A 19,007-nucleotide genomic window follows, 5' to 3' on the forward strand; every position below is an offset into this window, starting at 1 on the left:
CCTGCTAAGTTTATAGTTTCACACTCGTACCTGTTTCACTGCTTTGATAGATCGCTTCCATCAGCTTCGTCACTTTCAACGCCTGTTCAGGCTTCACGACTAATTCGTCATTTCCTAAACAGCTGTCGATGAAGTTCTCTGCCTGAGCGAGACCAGGGGTCGGCTCGCCTTCACGGATTTTTGCTGTACTATCGAGCAGCGCTCCGTATTTGGCTTGATAAAGCTCAAAAGGATAGACGCTTAGACCACCGTCGACGCCAGAAATCGAAAGCGATGTGTGGTCTTCCTTAATATTCGCTGCCCAGGAACATTCAAACTGCAAGGACTCTCCGTTTTCAAACGTAATGTAACTTGTCACATGGTCGTCGACGTTGAACGTTTCATGATCGAACGCTCCCCAGTCGTTTACCTGTCCTGGCGTTTTGCTCAATCGGTCGTAGGTGCGTCCCATCACCTCTACAGGTTTTGGATCATCCAGAAGCCAAAGCGCAAGATCAAGCAAGTGACATCCGAAATCAATCAAACTTCCGCCGCCCTGCAGATCTTTATTCGTGAATACGCCCCAGCCCGGAACCTTCCGGCGTCGCATCGCCTGGACCCTTGTTACGAGAGGATCGCCAATTTCATGATTAAGAATTGCTTTTTTAGCCAGCTGCGCTTCCGGTGTGTAGCGATAATGATAAGCAATGGACAAAAGACGCTCATTTTTCTCTGCCGCTTCCATCATCGCTTCGCATTCCTCTGTCGTAATCGCCATCGGCTTTTCACATAACACGTGCACGCCAGCTTCAAGAGCGGCAATGGAAATTTCCGCATGAAACTTATTCGGCGTACAAATCGTGACCGCATCGACTTCTGCGAACATATCCTTATAATCTTTGAAAACGTAGGGAATCTGATGGGCTTCGGCTACTTCTTCCGCTCGTTCTTCATTCACATCCTGAACAGCCGTCAGCTCCACTTTTTCTTTTAAATCAAGGAAAGAGGGAATATGCCGTCCCTGGGCAATTCCCCCTACTCCGATGATTCCCATTTTCAATCGTGTCATTTCGTGACCTTCTCCAGGCTGCTGATTTGTCTCGTTTCGCCTGAGCGGAGGGCACCGAGGATGACTTCCAATGATTTCATACCTTCTTCTCCAGTGATGAGCGGTTCGGTATCATTTAGAATGCTGTCAACGAAGTGGTCGATGACGTGGGAATTGCTTTGTCCACCTTCTTCGTTGGATTGGATTTTTCCAAGTTGATAATTGACGATATCGCCATTTGTGTATTGAGCAATCAAGGAGTATTCAGGATCGTCTTCTAGACGAAGCGTTCCTTTTTCCCCATAGATCACGGTAGAGTTATCTTCGTTCGGGTTATACGCCCAGCTTGCTGCCATTGTGCCAACAACTCCGGATTGAGAACGTAGAATGCAGACCGCATTATCATCGACCGTGATGTCTTTCTTCGCATTGTTCTCGACAAAACCTGCGACATCCACGAATTCTTCACCAAGGATGTAGCGGAGCAAGTCTGCTTTATGTACTCCTAAATCACCCATGGCACCGATGAACGCCTGATCTTTCTTAAAGAACCAGCTGTCTTCTCCTTCTGCACTCCATCCTTCCGGTCCACCGTGGCCGAAAGCGGTACGGAAGCTGTACACCTTACCAATGGCGCCTGACTCGATCAGTTCTTTCGCCTTCACATGGGACGGTACGAAGCGCTGGTTGTGAGCGATCATCAATTTCTTGCCGTTCTTTTCAGCTGCCTGAATCATTTCCTCTGCTTCTTCTTTTGTAGTCGCCATCGGCTTTTCACAAAGAACATGTGCACCGGCATTCAGCGCAGCAATCGAAACGGGTGCATGCAGATAGTTCGGCAGGCAGACGCTCACCGCGTCCACTTCTTCGTTCTTCAATAGTTCTTCATAGTCTGTGTAAAGAGTCGCGCCTTGTACCTGTGCCACTTCTCTCGCACGTTCTTCAACAATGTCACAAACTGCTTTAACTTCTACATTTTTGTTAGCTTCGTATTCCGGCAGGTGTCGATTTTGAGCAATACTTCCGCATCCAATTATCGCGATTTTCAATTGTGTCATAGTGAAAGCTCCTTTATGATTTAGTTGAAATTTCTTCTAAAGGTTGAGCATTTCCGTAAACAGGTGTCGGCGTTTCTGTGTTGTTCACCCATTTCACACCATTACGGATGACGGTTTGTACTTCTTTGTTGTAGTAGGTCGGATACGTTTCATGTCCCGGGCGGAAGTAAAAAACTTTTCCTCTGCCACGACGGAAAGTGGCGCCGCTGCGGAACACTTCTCCACCTTCAAACCAGCTGACAAAAATCAATTCTTCAGGTGTTGGGATATCAAAGTGTTCGCCATACATCTCTTCTTTTTCGATTTCAATGAATTCGCCGATGCCTTCCGTGATCGGGTGACTTGGATCAACGACCCAGATGCGCTCTTTCTCATCTGCTTCACGCCATTTCAAGTCACAGGACGTGCCCATCAATTTTTTGAACGGCTTCGAAAAGTGGGCAGAGTGAAGAACGACCAGTCCCATGCCTTCAAGGACGCGCTGCTTGACCTTCTCAGCAATTTCATCCTGCACTTCGTCATGAGCTTTGTGTCCCCACCAGACGAGTACGTCCGTTTCTGCAAGGGCTTCATCGGTCAAACCATGCTCTTCCTCGTCCAATGTCGCTGTTTTCACATTTTCATGGTCTTCACCGAGAAAATCCGCGATCGCACTATGAATCCCCTCTGGATAAATATCAGCAACAACCTGGTTCTCTTTTTCATGGCGGTTTTCATTCCATACTAGTACGTTCATGTTCATTCCCCTTTTCTATAAAAATAAGCGCTCTCTTTCTGTGGAAAAAAATTAATCCGTTTGTTTGATTGTGTTTTTTGGGTGACAGGAATCCCTTTCAACGATGACCGTCGGGATGATCACACTTTTTTTGATCATGTCCGGCCGGTTCAATAAATCGATCAAGCTCCTGGCTGATTCATGACCCAATTGAAACGACTGGGTATCTACCGTTGTTAGTGCAGGGTTTGATAAACGGGCAATCATGGTGTTGTTGAACCCGACGATACTCATATCCTCCGGCAGTTTCAAACCTTTGGAAGTCAATGCTCTCATCACGGTCAATGCATTATAATCATCAGTGATGACAAGGCCCGTGGGCGGGTCCTTTATCTGCAGGAGCTCCTCCACCACTTGATCGGCATCCGCCAGTCCGGATTGGATATTTTTTTGTAGGTTCTTGTCTTCCTCTATTTGACCATTCGCCAAAGCTTGTCGAAATCCTTCTAAACGGTCCCTGGCTACTTCGAAATGATAGTCCCCTCCGATAAAGCCGATCCTCTCATGGCCAAGTTGAATCAAGTAATCCGTCACTTCTTTACTTGCGAGGATATTGTCATTATCTACAAACATCGTTTCACCTGCCCGATTGACAGGTTTTCCGATCATCACGAAAGGAAAGTTGCATTCCCTTAGGTACGGGACGACTTGATCATCTTCCCGAGAGTACAAGACGATCACCCCATCGACCCGCTTTCCCTGTACCATTTTGACGACTTCTTTGAAAATCGCTTCTTCTGTATTGCCTGTCGTCAAATAAATGCTGTAATCCTCTTCATGACATGCATCGCTGATTCCCCTCAACAATTCTGAGAAAAAGGGATTATCAAATGAGTGGACGGTAGAAACTTTCGTAACAATACCGATCGTCTGCGTCGATTGGCTGACGAGGACGCGGCCATTGTAATTGATGTGATAACCAAGTTCCTCCATCACTTTTCTCACTTTCCGTTTTGTCCGTTCACTGATCCGCGGACTATCGGAAATGACCCTGGATACCGTAGAAGGAGCGACATTCGCAACTCTCGCCACATCTTTAATCGTGACAGACACGCGCATCGACTCCTTTCTTCTATTTATCTTTTATTCTCTATTGATTCTTCATAAATGTACTGAAGCTAATCCCTATTTCACGGCTCCTTCAGATACACCGTTGATGATTTGTTTTTGAGCGAAGAAGTAGCCGATAATGACTGGCAGAATCGCGATGGTCAGACCAGCAAGTGCCAGGTGCCATTGTTTGGTATATTGGCCGAAGAAGTAGAACATCTTCAATGGAATCGTCGCATTGGATTCACTCAACACAAGAGAAGGAAGGAGGTAATCGTTCCAAATCCAAATGACGTTCAGAATGGCTACGGTTACGGAAATCGGCTTCAACAATGGGAAAATGATGTACCAGAACGTTTGGAAACGGTTCGCGCCATCAATGATGGCCGCTTCGTCCATGGACTTCGAAATCCCTGTCATCGCTCCGTGATAAAGGAAGATCGACAAACTACAGCCGAAACCAAGGTACATGAAGATCAATCCACCAGCGTTCAGCATGTCCGCCTGCCCGAAAATAGAGACGAGTGGAATCATGACCGACTGGAACGGGATCAACATCGCTGCAACGAAAATGAAGAAGATGATGCCGCTGAGTTTACTTTTGTTCCTTGCTAAAGCGTATCCTGCCATGGAAGAGAACAGGATGATAATGGCGATACTCAAGCCTGTAATCAAAACCGAGTTGAACAGCGACTTCAGGAAGGCCAAATCAATAAATGCTTCGACAAAGTTCGAGAATACAGCTTCTTCAGGAAAACCGAGAACGCCGGAAAAGATGTCACGCTTGGTTTTGAACGCATTGACGATCATCAAATAGAAAGGCGCAATCCAGATCAGACCAAGCAGAAGGCCGAGAATTTCAATGGAAATTAAATTCCGTTTTTCTTTATTCTTTTTCATTACATCTCAACCTCCCGTTTCTTGTTGTAATACACTTGCGTCAATGCAATGACAGCAACGATCAAGAAGAAGATAACGGCTTTGGCCTGAGCGTAAGCCATTTGATTATCAGAGAACGCGGTACGTACAATTTCCATCGCTACCATTTGTGTGGAGTTGAACGGTCCGCCGTTTGTCAGGGACAAGTTCTGGTCATAGATCTTGAAGGCCATAGAAAGCGTCAAGAACATACTGACCGTGAATGCCGGTGCAACGAGCGGGAACGTAATGTTTTTGAAGCGTTGGAAGCTGCTTGCTCCGTCAATTTTCGCTGCTTCAATCAATTCTTTTGGAATGTTTTCAAGATAAGCAATGTAAATAATCATGATATACCCGGCCATCTGCCATGCGGTCAGGATAACAAGGCCCCAGAAACCGGTGTTCGTCGTAGACAGCCAGCCGTTTAAGCCTTCAATTCCAGTAAGACCAGCGATATCTCCAAACACACTAATGAAGATAAACTGCCAGATGAATCCTAAAATCAGACCACCGATCAAGTTCGGCATAAAGAATACGGTACGCAGAAGGTTGCCTGACTTGATGTTACGTGTAACTAGAAGAGCCAGTCCAAGCCCCATGATGTTCAAAAGGATGACGGTTACAACAGCGAATTTAACCGTAAACCAGATCGAATCCATGAATTCACTTTCCTGGAAAAGGTTAATGTAATTCTCAAAACCTATGAATGCATTAGCTGTAATCCCGTTCCAATCCGTGAAGGAATAGAAGAGACCATATAAGAAAGGAATGACAACGACTATTCCAAGACCCATAATCACCGGCGTCAGGAACAGCCAGAAAGATAAACTTCGATTCTGCATGTATTACTCCTCCAATGCTTTAAGCGGTCTGAACCGCACATTATGATATCGATTTCATACGATTGGATAAAACATCCCATCTATTAACATACTTATCTATTTAAATATCCTAATAGAGGGGATCTTTTATAGTACCAGTAAGGGCCCAAAGCCCTTACTGGTTCCAATTTCACTAATTATTGACGAGAATCTTCCCAAGCTTTCGTTGCTCTTTGTTCGACTTCTTCCCAGCTGATGTCTCCAGCAAGGTATTCTTGTACAGCAACTCCGAATGCGTCTTCCGTCCAGCCAGTCGGCGCACCAAGGAATACCCATCCAAGAGTGTTGCCTTCATTTGCATACTCATAGATTTCCTGAGAAATCGGATCTGCGATTTCCTGATCTTCGTACCCTTCGTATGCAGGAATGAACTTAAATTCTTCGGTTACGAATTTCTTACCTTGATCAGACGTGTACATCCAATCTAGGAAATCTTTACTTGCTTGTACGACTTCATCATCAGACTCTTTGTTTACAACCCAGTAGTTTGGTACACCAACAGGGATGCTTCCTTCATAACCTTCTACAGGAATTGGAAGAAGGCCGACGTTGTTTTCAGCAAATTCGGGATCCATGGATTCAACTGTGTTATAAACCCAGTTACCCTGCTGAATCATAGCAACTTTTCCAAGAGAGAAGTTTTCCTCTACCTGTTGAGAATAGTCAAGGCTCAGTGTCGGCTGTACAGAGTACTCATTTTGAAGGTCTACGAAACGCTTCATTTGGTCACCCATCTGGAATTCAATCGTATCCGCTTCATAAGCTTCCATGATGTCATTGTTGAATTCATCTGCGATATACGCATTGGCCAAGTGGTTACCGATGACCCATTTTTCTTTAGCAGGGAATGCAAATGGTGCTTCAATTCCAAGTTCGCCTTTTTGATCTTCCAACGTTTGGACAGCTTCTTCTAATGCTTCAAATGTCGTAATTTCTTCAGCATTGATTCCTGCTTCTTCAAAAACTTTTTTGTTATAAAGGAGGCCGTATCCTTCCTGGTTGAAAGGGAGACCTAACACTTGATCATTACGAGATACGCCGGAAAGTGTACCTTCAAGAGCTGCGTTTGCTGCATCTGTATCAGAAAGGTCAGCTAAGTATTTTTCATACTCATCGACGTCCGTCGGTCCGCCGACGTTGAAGATATCAGGCTCTTCTCCAGAAGAGAATGATGTTTTCAAGGAAGCCCCGTAGTCGTTACCTCCACCAACGGTTTTTACATTGATGTTTACGTCCGGGTTTTCCTCTTCGTACATGGAAACAAGCTCTTCAAACTGGTCCTTGAACTCTACTTTAAACTGAAAGACATCGACGGTAACGGCATCGCCTGAAGCACTGTCATCTGAACTGCCGCTGTCGTCGGATCCAAATGAACAACCAGAAAGAGCTACCGTGGACGCCAACAATGCTGTGGCAATACCAGAATAAAATTTGTTTCTTTTCATCTCATCCACCCCTATTTTTTATCAATCTTTGAATCCGCTTACATACCACACCTAAGAAAAGAGTTTTTCAACTTATGAAACCCTAAGCGCATACGTTTGCGCAAATGGTAGTTAAAAAACTCATCAGCTTGTCCACAATGAGTCATAAAAGTGCTATTGATTATGATGTGAATACGTTTGCACAAAATTCATTGATTAATGAAGTTGAGTAAATCATAACATGGGGGTCATACAAATACAACACCATTTTTCAAATAATTCTCCAAATAGACAGCGTTTACATTTATTCGTTTCTAACCGTCTTTCAGGTGTCATGTCATGAACACACGCCCTTCCACATACTTTGTAAGAGTGAGGTGAAAGAAATGATGAAAAAGAACGGTCCGATAAATTGGGACGCCTTCTCAGAAAATGTGGAAAAGGTGCTAGGGGAGGATTTCTGGAACGACATGCATCATGTGATTCCAAAGCGCGGTCCTTCTTACGACTTTTTTGAAACAGAAGATCAGGCTGTCCTTGTGATTGAACTGCCAGGTTTAACAAAGAATGACCCGGTCTATCTGACCCAGGAGGGCACGTCCATTATTGTCAGGGGGGAGATTACTCCCGATTACCCCGTAGCACAAGAAGATTTAATCCATAACGAACGCATGAAGGGAAACTTTAAACGGGTGATTCCTGTCCCCTTCCATTTTACTGCGGAAGATATCGCGACGGCCTACAAAGATGGCTTGTTGATTGTCACTATACTAAAACGTCAGAAAAACAGAGAAATCCCGATTGATCTCGAGGACCTTTAAAAGTGCAGGAAGATCTCTTTTTCATCGGAGCTCTTTTTTTGTAAACGAACTTCAATCGCCCCATCCTGGTATTGGGCATACCCATTTCTTCTGCTCGTCTGAGCAGGCAGCGCAATCTCCATCCTTTCTACCCATATTCCGCTTACAAACAGTTTCCCACTTCCTACACTCAACCGGATCCCTTCTACATCCACATCCAAAGGAACGGGGATGATAACGACAACTTCTTTCATCAGCTCCATCACTTTATAATCCCCGTTCGAATGTGTCGGTTTTTGTTGCTCTTTTGGCATCATTGCTTCCTGAATCGACTGTTGTACGAAGTCATTCATCTTCCCCATATCCATTAAATCGTCAGGAAGAAAAGAGCTGCCTTTCCCCAAAGGATTGAACCAATTCATAATGTCTTTCATGCTTATCTTTTCCTTTCATACATTAGTCATAGGAGGTGATGATATGAGTCACATTCAGTTTAAGAATTTGTCCGTGGACCAAATCAGTGCCACATCGGGGATCTTTTCAGGAACCAACCTCCAGTACGGATTTAAGGCGGTGCAGCAGAGTTGGGAAGGAAATGGAAGAATCATCGGTGATAAAAACACCCTCCAGCACAGTAAACACCTAGTCATCAAACGGCCTTCTAAAAGAGTGTAGACGATATGTTCTTTAAAAAACGTCGCCAAAAGCAAACGGATATCGATGATCTTGTAAAAGAGATCCATGCACTAAAACAAGTGATCCAGGGAATGCAGGGGAAGCATGTGGAATACCATATCCATTTTGACCAGGTGGATATTCATGACCCCAATCTTGAACAGCTGACGTTCCAGTTGGACCATTTAGATATCGATGAATTAAGCGGAGCCCTCAACATGGGCAACAACTTTGGTGTGAACGTCAAACCTAAACCCTCTTCCCGTCCTGAGTTGAGTCGAACGGACAACGGATTGAAGTTCAGCTTCAAATCAAAGGAGGATTCCTAATATGGCCGGTCTGTCTCCTTACTTTTTCATAGGAAACATTAGGATTGGAACGATTGAAAATGCCTCATGTTTGAACATGGGCAACAATATCCCCACAGGATTTGAGAGCCACCAGAAGCATAACCAGGGGTTCGGGAACGTTTTTGGTGATGGGAATACCCTGGAAGGGTTACGTTCTATTTTAAGTGACTCTGCCATCCTTGACCTGATGTCCCAGGAAAATGGCCAGGAAATTCCCGAGTGGGTTCAAAAACTCATGGAAAAGAAAATGGAGGATCATCCAGTAGAATGATCCGCTCCATTCTCCTTTTTTGATGGACATGTGACTTTTGTAATCGGCATATCCACTTCATCGTTATCATGAATGACATTGACATTATTAGAAATGATGTTTCCATCACCTACAACCGTACCAAGAGCTGCATTCTGCTTTTCCTGCGACTCCCAGTGGGTCTGCGTGTTCGGCCCTACGAATATACCTGAGTTACTTGTCATGTGATTGACATAGATGGAGTCAAATTTGATATCGATTGGAACTCCCCCTATACCTGGACGTTTGGTTGAGGGTTGTTGACGGTAGGCGTAATAATTGGTGTATCAGTGACATCATTATCAATAATGGTATTCACATTGTTGGTCGCGATGAAAAAGCCGACGGGAATTCCTGCAGCATTGTTATTCTTTCCTTGCCAGGACCAATCCGGCTGATTATTCTGCCCTGTGGATATCATTCCGTTTTCCGTAATGGAGTTGACAGCAATTTGATTGAAGACGACAGATACGGGCATTCTTATTCACCTCACCTTTTCTTCTGATATCCTATTCTAGAACAATTGGAATGTGTCTTTCTCGGACAAACCTGCATCTGCCCCTTGCATCCCATAACACTCAAAACACAAGTCAATATCAAGATTGCTTCCATCTGTAACCTTGCACACTTCATAGTCACGAAGCTCTTTTTTACAAATCCAGCAGAGGGTGTAAATTTCATTCAATTGCAGCATCATTTCTTTCCAATCCATTCGTATTCCACCTTTATATGTTTAGTTATAGCGTTATCTTAAGCGGTATCTAAGCTCTTTCAAAGTCGGCATAATGGAATGGATCCGCCACTTTCGGCTTTCATTTTTCTACTTTCTTCAGGTTATTTTTCAATTTCGGAAGGGAATTCGACAATGGAAATCTAATTTTGATAAGTGTAGTAGAAAATGAAAAGGAAAGGAACGGGATCGATATGAATACACCTATACCTATCGCAGTGCAGCTTTATACCCTGCGAAATGAAACAGCAGCAGACTTTGCGGGAACATTAAAGAAAGTAGCAGACCTTGGCTTTGATGCTGTAGAGTTCGCCGGATTTGGCGACTTAACAGCTTCAGAAGTCAAAACATTGTTGGATGAACTTGGTTTGAAAGCCGCTTCCAGCCATGTCCCTTTGGAGCAACTGAAGAACAATCTTCCGCAGGTCATTGAAGATCAAAAAACAATTGGCAGCGAATATGTGGTCTGTCCGTACATCGAGGATCGAAGTGAAGCCGATTATATGAATTTAATTGAGGATTTGAAAGAAATCGGTGATGAATGCCGAGAACATGGCCTTACATTGTGTTATCATAATCATGATTTTGAATTAGAGCCGCTGCCGGATGGGAGAAAACCTCTGGATGCGATTCTAGAGGAAACAGATGAGAAACAGGTTCAGGCGGAGTTTGATATCTACTGGCTTCAAAAAGCAGGCGATCAACCCTCTGCATGGATCGACCGCTACCAGGGACGTACACCATTGATCCATTTGAAGGACATGACCCTTGACGAAGAACAATATTTCGCCGAGCTCGGAACTGGTGGAGTTGATTTAGATACCGTATTTGTTCTTGGAGAGAAGGCTGGAGTGAAGTACTGGATTGTCGAGCAGGATGAAAGCCGGCGCACACCTTTAGAAAGTCTGGAGATCAGTATGAATTACTTAAAAGAAAAGTTTCCACAGTTGAATAAATAAATGGAAGGGCGTGATGCTTTCACGCTCCTTCTTTATGTCAGGAGAAACCAATGGAAAAAACGCTTGTATTATGGATTTACAATTTTTCTGAAGTTGATTGGGTGGATGCACTCATGATCTTCATTTCATCATGGGGATACAAAGCGATGATGGCATTATTCATTTTTTTAGCTTTTTCAAAAACGACGAGGAAACTCGGAATTGCAGCCATTGCTTCCTCTGTGATGGGACTCGTCATAAGCAGGATCGTTCGCTGGGTCGCACCAAGGGAAAGGCCTTTCATAGCCCTTGAAGAGGTGTCGCCATTGATTGAAAAAGAAGCGAGCGCCTCTTTTCCAAGTGAGCAAGCTTTGATTGTGGGTATCTTTATCGCCTTGCTGTGGTTAATGGAGAACAGTTTCAAATGGACTGGGATCTTTCTAGGGTCGATGATACTTGTTTCAAGAGTGTACCTTGGTCATCACTATGTTTCTGATGTGGTAATCGGGGCTGTTTTGGGTATCTCTCTTTTTGTCACCACCAACAAATTATCCAGCCGCAAGCCGCGTTTCCCGCAAGAAAAAAGCCTGACCTCTTAAAAAAGAGTCAGGCTTTTATTTATTCTGGTGGATTCTCCATTTATTAAACTCCAAATATTCACGGAATTGTTCTTTAGAGATCCCTGAATTCATCGCTTCCTGAACTAAATTCATCCAATCCTTATCCAGCGTTTCATCATGAGGTTCGTTTTCTCCGTGGAGTAAAAAGTTGATCGAAACGTCTAGTTCCTGAGAGATTTTAGTCAAGAACTGAATAGATGGATTGGTCTGGATATTACGCTCAATCGAACTCAAATAAGATTTTGCGACTCCTGCCCTTTCGGCCAATTCAGATAGCGACATATGTCGGTCTTTACGAATTTTTTGAATGCGCTCACCGATCATGATCTCACCTTCTTTCTTGTTGATATGAGTATAGCACAGATTGAACAACCGTTCTATTTAAAGCACGAAAAATCAGTACGGAGTCCTATGTATGCTTTCTTTTCTCTTCTGTGTATACTTCGTATTCCCCATCTTTTATATCGTACAATCATACAAATTATTTAGTGAAAAATATTACTTTAACGAACGTTTTTTAGCTATTGTTCAAGTATATGACAGGATTGTGGAAGACTCAGTTTCGAGACTTTTGTGTGTTTCTAGGATCTCCGGGAAAAAGGTTCGCTTTCCATGGGGCGGGCGGTGAGCCTCCTCAGGCTAAGCCTTCCGGGGTCTCACCTGTCCCACACGTCCCATAGGAGTCTCACCGTTTCCCTCCGCCCCTTTTCCATGGATAGATTCTCAAAACCAACACTAAAAGGGCAGCTCTTATGATTTTGATAGGTGGATTATAGAACCCCTGCACTTATAAGTAAGGTTCTAATCCTTCTCACATAGGCAGGCGTAATGGGCTTTGTATCAAGTATTTACGTTTTCCAAACGACCATTGGGTAGAGTTTAGGTCATCCACTTCCCCTAACCATACGAACTGATTTTTTAAGTAGTGGTTTCGAGATACTTATATGGCAAAGGGGCGTAGGGGAATGGCGAGACTCCTATTTTAAGTGTGGAGGCGCCTCGATCAGCGGCCTATGGACTGGACTGAGCTGGCGGAGATAAAGGAAACACGGAGAACGAAGTGATTCGATGTTGACTTATCGTACAGAAGCGAGGGAAGTCTCACTAGCCGCTAGGCGCCGGAACCGGATATCTAAGAGAAAAAAAGTGCTTGGTGAGACCCCACAGGACGCAGTCCGAGTTATCATGAACGAAACTAGCCCCTGACTCGTAAAATCGTAGGTTGACTTGGGTAGACTGTTTACTGTTAAAAACACTACCTAAATCAGAGCTACATTACGGAAGGAGCTAATTACTATGAAGGATACCATTAAATACGTAGGTTTAGACGTATCAAAAGAAAAAATTGCTGTTGCTATTGCGGAAGAAGGTCGAGAGAACCCAAGGAGGCTCACCGCGCTCCCGCGGAAAGCGAGTCATCCCCCGCAGCCCCAACCCACTGCACAAACGTCGAAACTGTGTCTTCAAGAAAAGGGAGCTATTCTTAAATATAAACCTTCTTCATTAAATTCCATATCGAATTGAGGTTAAGATGAATCACTTTTGTGCAGGATTCACACACTAACTGTAAAAACGAGTGAGAATGCTTAGGAAAAGGTGAATAAGATGAATGACATTGTGGAGCAGTTTGAAGTTACATTCAACCAGATCCATCAACATTTGAAAGAACTGAATGGTTTCCCGAAAAATGATAATTTTGTGGAGCTTCTTCAGCGTTCCAAACTGAAACATAGCGTCATCCGTATCCACTTCGAACAGCTGAAGCAGTATGCGAAACTCAGAAATGCCATCGTCCACGAAAGAATCAGTGGAGACTATTTCATCGCCACTCCTCATGAAGACGTTGTAATGGCCTTGAAACGAATTAAACGAACGCTTGACCAACCACCGGAAGCCCTGGAATTCGCCACTCGTCCCGTCCTCTATTTTAAAGAAGATACAGCGCTCAGCCATGTGATGGAGGCTTTCGACCAACACGGGATTTCACAATTCCCTATTTATACTAAGGACCGTGCTTTCTCCGGTTTACTTACGAATGACGGGATCGTCCGCTGGTTATCACAAAATCATCCAAATGGAAGAATCGTTCTCGAAAATATTTGCGCTTCTGACGTCCTCCCCGTTGAAAAGGATCGTAGTGTAGAATTTTTAAAAGCGGGTGCGACTGTATTTGACTTGGAAGAGCGGTTCGAGAGAAGTTTAAATGAAAATCGTAAACTGAAAGCCGTTGTTTTGACCGAAACGGGAAGCCCAGATGATATGCCGATGGGAATTGTAACAACATGGGATTTAATTAAAGTTGACAGACGTGAAACGGACGATGATTGAATTTTTTCGAAATGAAAAAGCTAATATTATTGAACGTTCCCCTTTGAGAGGATATGATTAAACTATCCTAGTTAAGGAAGAGGGATGTAAGCATGAATGAACGCAGACATGAACCCTTCCGATATCCATTCCAAACACCTCTCCCGGGTTTTTACAACAAGAAATTCACCAGCCATGTTTCAGGGCCTATGGAAGTGAAAGACATCAGTATGCACGGATTACGCTTTTCCTGTGATTCTCAACCTGGATTGTCTATGAAAGATGAGTTGATTCTCACCTTCATTTTTGAAAATAAGACCTTCACAGCTGAAGGCCGGCTCATTTGGATGAAAACGGAAGAGCAGCAAATGACGTGTGGTGTACACGTATTTGAATTTCCAGATCAACTAAAAGAGATCATTGAGAAGCTAGGGGATTCCCTTGAAGCTGTTCAAAATGATCCCATGGAAACAAAGTCTCCGTAAAGGAGGCTTTTTTATTTTGCCTCGAGTTGTACGTATTTTTCAATTTCACCGATGGATAAATTAAAGATTAGATGTAAAAAAATGGTGTACCAGGTCATCCAATATCTGGATGACCTGGTACACCAAAAAATGTAAGTTATTCTTTTTGGGCTCTTTTTTGGAAGAAGCCTGTGATTTTGTTTGATAGATCGTCAAAGTAGGTGTAGACGACAGGAATGAGTACAAGCGTGAAAAAGCTCGATACGGTCAGGCCGAAAATGATGGTGACCGCCAGCGGCTGTTGCGCTTCAGCACCTCTGCCTATTCCAATCGCTAATGGGACCATTCCGAGCACTGTCGTCAAGGTCGTCATCAGGATGGGACGAAGACGGTTAGGTCCTGCCTCTAAAATGGCTTCGTAACGATCATACGATTTCCGTCTCAGGATGTTGATGTAGTCGACCAGTACGATGGCGTTGTTTACAACAATCCCTGCGAGCATAATGATTCCTACAAAGGCCGGCAAGCTGAATGGCAAACCGGTCACAAATAGCCCCCCTGAAATTCCGATGATGGTTGCCGGTAAGGAGAACATGATGATAAATGGGAACAAAAAGTTCTCAAATTGTATCGCCATGACGGCGTAGACAAGGAAGATCGAGAAAATCAAAGCAAGAGACAAGTCGCCGAAAGCTTCCTGCATATCCTGCGCCTGTCCTCCAATGGTATAAGAGTAGCCATCAGGAAAGTTCAGACGCTCAAGCTCTGCCCGCACTTCTTCTGTTGCCGTACCCAGATCAATATTCGAAATTTCTGCTTCCACATTCACTTGCGGCTGTTGATTTTGACGGAGCAGAGATACAGGCCCCTGAACTTGGTTCAACTCTGCAATGGTGGCGAGTGGAATCAGTGTGCCATTCGGTGCCTGGACCGACATCCCCTCTAAATCTGCAATCGTCTGCCGCTCATCTTCGGGAAGGATAAAACGGACATCAATTTCATCTGTTCCATTTCGATACCGGGTCGCAACTTGACCACTGAAACCGATCTGCACCTGACTGATCACTTGTTGCTCTGTCAGGCCGTATTGAGACGCTTTGTCCTGGTCCACTTCAATCTGCATTTCAGGACGTCCTTCATCCGTCGATGACGTCGCATTCTGCACCCCGTCGATTTCATTCATCAAATAAGCGACTTGGCCAGCCAGTTCATCCAATACTTCATATTCTCCACCATTGATTTGCACTTGCAGTGGTGCTCCCGTTCCAAGACCTGCATCCAACTCACTTACTTCGATTTCAGCACCTGGAATGCCCGAGAGGGAATCACTTAATTCCTCCATGACGGTCTGGGTCGTTTTTTCCCGCTTCGAAGGTTCGACAAGCTGAATCGTATAGGAAGCAAAGTCAGACGAGCCGTTTCCGATGCTCCCCATCGAACCTCCGCCAATAGAAAGATAGCTGACATCTATAATTTCACTATAGTCTTCAATCTTGACATCAATCTCTTCAGTGAGGGCTTCCGTTTCTTCAAGTGATGTCCCTTCAGGCATGTTCACTCGAACTTCCACCTGTCCTTGATCGGAAGGGGGAATGAACTCTGTTCCAATCAAAGGAATGAGGGCTACACTTCCTGCGATGAGAGCGAATGTTATGGCGATGGTCGTTTTTCTGAATTTCAATACCCATCTCAATATTGAGCGGTAGCCATCATTCACTTTTTCTAAAAAGCGGTTAAACCAGTACCGGCGTCCCTCTTCTTTCAAGGATTTCGTTAACAGTTTCGAAGAAAGCATAGGAATTAAAGTCACAGACACTGCTAAGGAAGCAATGAGCGCGAACATGATCGTCAACGCAAGCGGCGTGAACAATTCAGATGCGATACCTTCTACGAATATGATTGGTAGAAAGACGACGAGTGTCGTTGTTGCAGAGGCTACAACAGCTGGCGCCAGCTCTGACGCCCCCTGTTTAGCCGCTTCGACCATCGAATATCCCCGTTGTCGGTAGCTGACGATGTTTTCCAGAATGACGATAGAGCTGTCCACCATCATTCCAATCCCGAGAGCAAGTCCTCCCATCGTCAGGACGTTCAATGTTTCACCGGTGAAGTACATGAGAGTAAATGTCGATATGATGGCAATCGGTATCGACAACCCGATCACGAGCGTCGCACGAATGCTTTTCAAAAACAGCAATAGGATCAAGACGGAAAAAATACCGCCGAGGATGATGTTCAAAACGACACTGTTTATCGAGATTTTGATAAATTCTGATGTATCCAGAACAATGCTTGTGCCGACACCTTCCGGGAGGTCGGCGTCCAGCTCATCCATCGCTTCCCGTACGTTATCGGCGGTTTCAACGGTATTCGCATCCGTCTTCTTCAAGATGGAAAGTACCACGGAAGATGAACCGTTCACCTTGCTGATGGTATTGGAATTGGCAAGCGTTTCGTTCACCTCAGCAATTTGACCAAGCGTCACCTGGGCACCTGTAGGAGATTGAATTCTTGTCTCTCTCACATCTTCCACAGAATTGAATTCTCCATCAATCCGGATTTGAAGATCCTTCTGTCCTTTCTCGATGGTTCCTGCTGAGGCTGACTGATTGGCTGCATTCAGCGCCTGAATCAACGTTTGAGAATCCAAGCCGTATGTAGCCATCTGTGCCCGATCCACCAGGACTTGAACTTCTTTTGTCTGACCGCCTTCTATGCTGACAGAGGCGACTCCTTCCTGCCGTTCAAGAAAAGGAACCAGCCGGTTTTCTGCTACTTTTTGGAGTTCATCCGGTGTATCTCCTGACAAGCCTACCGTCATGATAGGCAGCTGCTGCGGATCAAAACGGAGAACACTAGGATCAGAGGCGCCTTCTGGTAAAAGTCCGGTCACCTGATCGACATTTTCCCTGACCTGTAAAAGCGTACTGTCAAGGTTTACCCCTGTATTGAACTGCATAAGAACGAGCGAGGCCCCAGCCTGTGATTGAGACTGGAGCACTTCGAGCCCTTCAATACTGCTGACGGAAGACTCCACGGGCCGGCTGACGAGTTTTTCGACCTCCTGCGGGGCTGCTCCTTCATAGGACGTCGAGACCACCGCGATCGGCAGGTCAATTTCCGGATACAAATCAATGGTCAAACTGCGGAGGGATACAAACCCGAGACCAAGAATGGCAGCAACAATCATAATGACTCCCACAGGTCGTTTGACGGAAAGATTAACAAGCTTCATCAGGAATCCTCCTCCATGATGGTCACTTGACCCCCGTCTTCCAAGGTGAGCTGCCCTGTCGTAATGACCGTCGCATCTTCAGGAAGGTTTCCAGACACTGCTGTGAAATCCGACTGAGACTCTAAAACGGAAACGAGAACCTGGACGGCTTTTTCGTCCACTACTTGATAAACGAATGTTTCATCATTTTGTTCGATGAGGCTGTCTGTCGGGACAATGAGCGTATCTTCTACAACGTTTTCAGGAAGTAAGAACGTCGCCATCATCCCTGGTTTAATCTTTTCATCCCCATTACTAACGGTCGCTTCAACGGGATAGAGTCCTGTATCATCCGGAACGGAAGAAACGTAACTTACGGTTGAGTCGACCTGTTCTTCCAGATAAGGAAGATCGACGGTCAGCTCCGCTCCTTTTTCAAAAAGGGAAAGTTGATCGGCCGTGACGGAAGCGGTAATCGTCATGGGATCAAGACTGACGATCGTGGCAAGTGGTTGTTGATTACTGACCATGTCCCCTTCACTTGCATTCACTGTCGACACTTCGCCGGATGTAGGTGCAGTAATTGCTTCATTTTCGGCTTGTTCCTGAGCCTGGTTCAATTGAACATTGGCTTGTTCTACCTGAAGCTCTGCCTGCTCCACCGCTACACGGGCCTGCTCCAATTGTTGTTCTGCCTGATCGACTTGCGCTTCTGCTTGTGCTACTGCAGATGAAGACTGAGGCTGCTGCCCATTTAACTGCTGGTATTGCGCATACGCTTGATCTGCACGATTCTTCGCTTGCTGATAGAGCGCATCGGGAATCGTGCCTTCATCGGCTAATTTTTTCGTTTCATCCGCCAGTTGCTTGGCTTGTTCATACTGTTGCTTCGCTGCTTCCGCTGCCTGAGCCGTTTGACTTGCCTGCGATTGTGAGGCTTGTTTAGCCAGGTCAACCTGCTCCTTCGCATTTTCAACACCTTCAGACGCCTGCTCTTTGGATACTTGCGCATTTTCAAGCTGCGTTTGAGCTTGGCGAACGGCGATTTGCTGCAATTCCACCTGATTATCTACATTGCCTCCCGGTCGAACGACGGCTACGGTTTCACCTTTTTCTACTCTGTCCCCTTTAGCAACATTCAAGGTCGCCAATTCTCCAGGGGTTTCAGGTAAAACAGGTGAAGTATCAGCAGCCGTTGCACGGGCCACCAGTTTACGTTCCACGACAAAATCCTCTTTTTTCACAGACTCCACTTTGACCGGTGTGATCCGCTCCTCTATTTCTTCATTGGCTTCTTCCTGATTACAAGCGGTTACAAAGAAGAGCACCATGAACATGAAAATCAAACGTTTCATCTAAGACTTCCTCTCCATATCAGACTCTCGTAAATCTCCCGGACTTTTATCTACTTCTATTATTTTTCCCCTTAGCGATCAAGAGGATACCTATAAAAAACGCACTGACCATGTAGTCATAATTACGATTAA

Annotated in this window: 23 protein-coding genes; 9 read left to right on the forward strand and 14 right to left on the reverse strand. The window is 44.9% G+C overall.

The window, feature by feature from the left end; all coding sequences use genetic code 11:
- Positions 1-10: 10 nt before the first annotated feature.
- The 7 genes from VKA52_RS10430 to VKA52_RS10460 form a co-directional block, all read right to left on the reverse strand.
- Positions 11-1,048 (reverse strand): Gfo/Idh/MocA family protein, encoded by a 1,038-nt coding sequence (locus VKA52_RS10430; RefSeq protein ID WP_326315621.1) that lies wholly within the window; start codon positions 1,046-1,048, stop codon positions 11-13.
- Positions 1,045-2,085, reverse strand: coding sequence for a Gfo/Idh/MocA family protein (locus tag VKA52_RS10435; RefSeq protein WP_160910991.1), 1,041 nt, complete (start codon positions 2,083-2,085; stop codon positions 1,045-1,047). Before VKA52_RS10435 ends, VKA52_RS10430 begins: the two co-directional genes overlap by 4 nt.
- Before the next feature lie 13 nt (positions 2,086-2,098).
- Entirely contained in the window at positions 2,099-2,821 is a 723-nt protein-coding gene (locus VKA52_RS10440; RefSeq protein WP_326315622.1) for a ThuA domain-containing protein, read from the reverse strand.
- A 51-nt stretch (positions 2,822-2,872) separates the two neighbouring features.
- Positions 2,873-3,913: a LacI family DNA-binding transcriptional regulator gene (locus tag VKA52_RS10445; RefSeq protein ID WP_326315655.1), complete on the reverse strand. Its 1,041-nt coding sequence runs from the start codon at positions 3,911-3,913 to the stop codon at positions 2,873-2,875.
- Between the two features lie 72 nt (positions 3,914-3,985).
- Positions 3,986-4,810, reverse strand: coding sequence for a carbohydrate ABC transporter permease (locus VKA52_RS10450; protein ID WP_160910985.1), 825 nt, complete (start codon positions 4,808-4,810; stop codon positions 3,986-3,988).
- Positions 4,810-5,670 carry a carbohydrate ABC transporter permease gene (locus VKA52_RS10455; RefSeq protein ID WP_089652024.1) on the reverse strand — a complete coding sequence of 287 codons (861 nt, stop codon included), beginning with the start codon at positions 5,668-5,670 and terminating at the stop codon, positions 4,810-4,812. The genes VKA52_RS10450 and VKA52_RS10455 overlap by 1 nt, the downstream gene beginning before the upstream one ends.
- Positions 5,671-5,846: 176 nt before the next feature.
- Positions 5,847-7,154 carry an ABC transporter substrate-binding protein gene (locus VKA52_RS10460; RefSeq protein WP_326315623.1) on the reverse strand — a complete coding sequence of 436 codons (1,308 nt, stop codon included), beginning with the start codon at positions 7,152-7,154 and terminating at the stop codon, positions 5,847-5,849.
- Positions 7,155-7,522: 368 nt separating this feature from the next.
- Between VKA52_RS10460 and VKA52_RS10465 the strand changes: the two genes are divergently transcribed.
- Complete coding sequence (locus VKA52_RS10465; protein WP_237417394.1) at positions 7,523-7,954, forward strand: Hsp20/alpha crystallin family protein; 432 nt, start codon at positions 7,523-7,525, stop codon at positions 7,952-7,954.
- On the opposite strand, the gene VKA52_RS10470 is transcribed toward VKA52_RS10465, so the two are convergent.
- The gene (locus tag VKA52_RS10470) at positions 7,951-8,367 is read right to left on the reverse strand and encodes a hypothetical protein (protein ID WP_326315624.1); all 417 of its coding nucleotides are present in this window, start codon (positions 8,365-8,367) and stop codon (positions 7,951-7,953) included. The two genes, VKA52_RS10465 and VKA52_RS10470, sit on opposite strands and share 4 nt — an antisense overlap.
- Positions 8,368-8,410: 43 nt before the next feature.
- Between VKA52_RS10470 and VKA52_RS10475 the strand changes: the two genes are divergently transcribed.
- Genes VKA52_RS10475 through VKA52_RS10485 form a run of 3 tightly spaced genes read left to right on the forward strand, consistent with a single transcriptional unit; the run spans position 8,411 to position 9,229 of the window.
- Positions 8,411-8,608 (forward strand): hypothetical protein, encoded by a 198-nt coding sequence (locus VKA52_RS10475; RefSeq protein ID WP_326315625.1) that lies wholly within the window; start codon positions 8,411-8,413, stop codon positions 8,606-8,608.
- Between the two features lie 5 nt (positions 8,609-8,613).
- A complete protein-coding gene (locus VKA52_RS10480; protein ID WP_160910975.1) occupies positions 8,614-8,937 on the forward strand; it encodes a hypothetical protein in 324 nt (107 codons plus the stop codon).
- A 1-nt stretch (position 8,938) separates the two neighbouring features.
- Positions 8,939-9,229 carry a hypothetical protein gene (locus VKA52_RS10485; protein WP_160910973.1) on the forward strand — a complete coding sequence of 97 codons (291 nt, stop codon included), beginning with the start codon at positions 8,939-8,941 and terminating at the stop codon, positions 9,227-9,229.
- On the opposite strand, the gene VKA52_RS10490 is transcribed toward VKA52_RS10485, so the two are convergent.
- Genes VKA52_RS10490 through VKA52_RS10500 form a run of 3 tightly spaced genes read right to left on the reverse strand, consistent with a single transcriptional unit; the run spans position 9,214 to position 9,959 of the window.
- The gene (locus tag VKA52_RS10490) at positions 9,214-9,432 is read right to left on the reverse strand and encodes a hypothetical protein (protein ID WP_326315626.1); all 219 of its coding nucleotides are present in this window, start codon (positions 9,430-9,432) and stop codon (positions 9,214-9,216) included. The two genes, VKA52_RS10485 and VKA52_RS10490, sit on opposite strands and share 16 nt — an antisense overlap.
- 47 nt (positions 9,433-9,479) lie before the next feature.
- Positions 9,480-9,725 carry a hypothetical protein gene (locus VKA52_RS10495; protein ID WP_160910970.1) on the reverse strand — a complete coding sequence of 82 codons (246 nt, stop codon included), beginning with the start codon at positions 9,723-9,725 and terminating at the stop codon, positions 9,480-9,482.
- A 36-nt stretch (positions 9,726-9,761) separates the two neighbouring features.
- On the reverse strand, positions 9,762-9,959 hold the full coding sequence (locus VKA52_RS10500; RefSeq protein WP_326315627.1) for a hypothetical protein: 198 nt from the start codon (positions 9,957-9,959) through the stop codon (positions 9,762-9,764).
- Between the two features lie 212 nt (positions 9,960-10,171).
- Between VKA52_RS10500 and VKA52_RS10505 the strand changes: the two genes are divergently transcribed.
- Together VKA52_RS10505 and VKA52_RS10510 are read left to right on the forward strand one after the other, a co-directional pair.
- Complete coding sequence (locus VKA52_RS10505; RefSeq protein WP_160910966.1) at positions 10,172-10,936, forward strand: sugar phosphate isomerase/epimerase family protein; 765 nt, start codon at positions 10,172-10,174, stop codon at positions 10,934-10,936.
- Between the two features lie 146 nt (positions 10,937-11,082).
- Entirely contained in the window at positions 11,083-11,514 is a 432-nt protein-coding gene (locus tag VKA52_RS10510; protein WP_442788841.1) for a phosphatase PAP2 family protein, read from the forward strand.
- 15 nt (positions 11,515-11,529) lie between these two features.
- Here the strand turns inward: VKA52_RS10510 and VKA52_RS10515 are convergent, their stop codons facing one another.
- Complete coding sequence (locus tag VKA52_RS10515; RefSeq protein ID WP_160910964.1) at positions 11,530-11,859, reverse strand: helix-turn-helix domain-containing protein; 330 nt, start codon at positions 11,857-11,859, stop codon at positions 11,530-11,532.
- Positions 11,860-12,831: 972 nt separating this feature from the next.
- Here VKA52_RS10515 and VKA52_RS10520 point away from each other — a divergent pair.
- From VKA52_RS10520 to VKA52_RS10530, 3 genes are all read left to right on the forward strand, one after another.
- Positions 12,832-13,059, forward strand: a complete 228-nt coding sequence (locus VKA52_RS10520) for a hypothetical protein (RefSeq protein ID WP_326315628.1) — start codon at positions 12,832-12,834, stop codon at positions 13,057-13,059.
- 81 nt (positions 13,060-13,140) lie between these two features.
- Positions 13,141-13,863 carry a CBS domain-containing protein gene (locus tag VKA52_RS10525; protein ID WP_326315629.1) on the forward strand — a complete coding sequence of 241 codons (723 nt, stop codon included), beginning with the start codon at positions 13,141-13,143 and terminating at the stop codon, positions 13,861-13,863.
- Between the two features lie 92 nt (positions 13,864-13,955).
- Positions 13,956-14,327: a PilZ domain-containing protein gene (locus VKA52_RS10530; protein ID WP_326315630.1), complete on the forward strand. Its 372-nt coding sequence runs from the start codon at positions 13,956-13,958 to the stop codon at positions 14,325-14,327.
- A gap of 136 nt (positions 14,328-14,463) precedes the next feature.
- Here VKA52_RS10530 and VKA52_RS10535 read toward each other — a convergent pair whose 3' ends face one another.
- Together VKA52_RS10535 and VKA52_RS10540 are read right to left on the reverse strand one after the other, a co-directional pair.
- On the reverse strand, positions 14,464-17,541 hold the full coding sequence (locus tag VKA52_RS10535; RefSeq protein WP_326315631.1) for an efflux RND transporter permease subunit: 3,078 nt from the start codon (positions 17,539-17,541) through the stop codon (positions 14,464-14,466).
- Positions 17,541-18,875 carry an efflux RND transporter periplasmic adaptor subunit gene (locus VKA52_RS10540; RefSeq protein WP_326315632.1) on the reverse strand — a complete coding sequence of 445 codons (1,335 nt, stop codon included), beginning with the start codon at positions 18,873-18,875 and terminating at the stop codon, positions 17,541-17,543. Before VKA52_RS10540 ends, VKA52_RS10535 begins: the two co-directional genes overlap by 1 nt.
- Positions 18,876-19,007 lie beyond the last annotated feature (132 nt).

Origin of the sequence: Halobacillus sp. HZG1, assembly GCF_035818575.1 — a bacterium.
GTDB lineage: Bacteria > Bacillota > Bacilli > Bacillales > Halobacillaceae > Halobacillus > Halobacillus litoralis.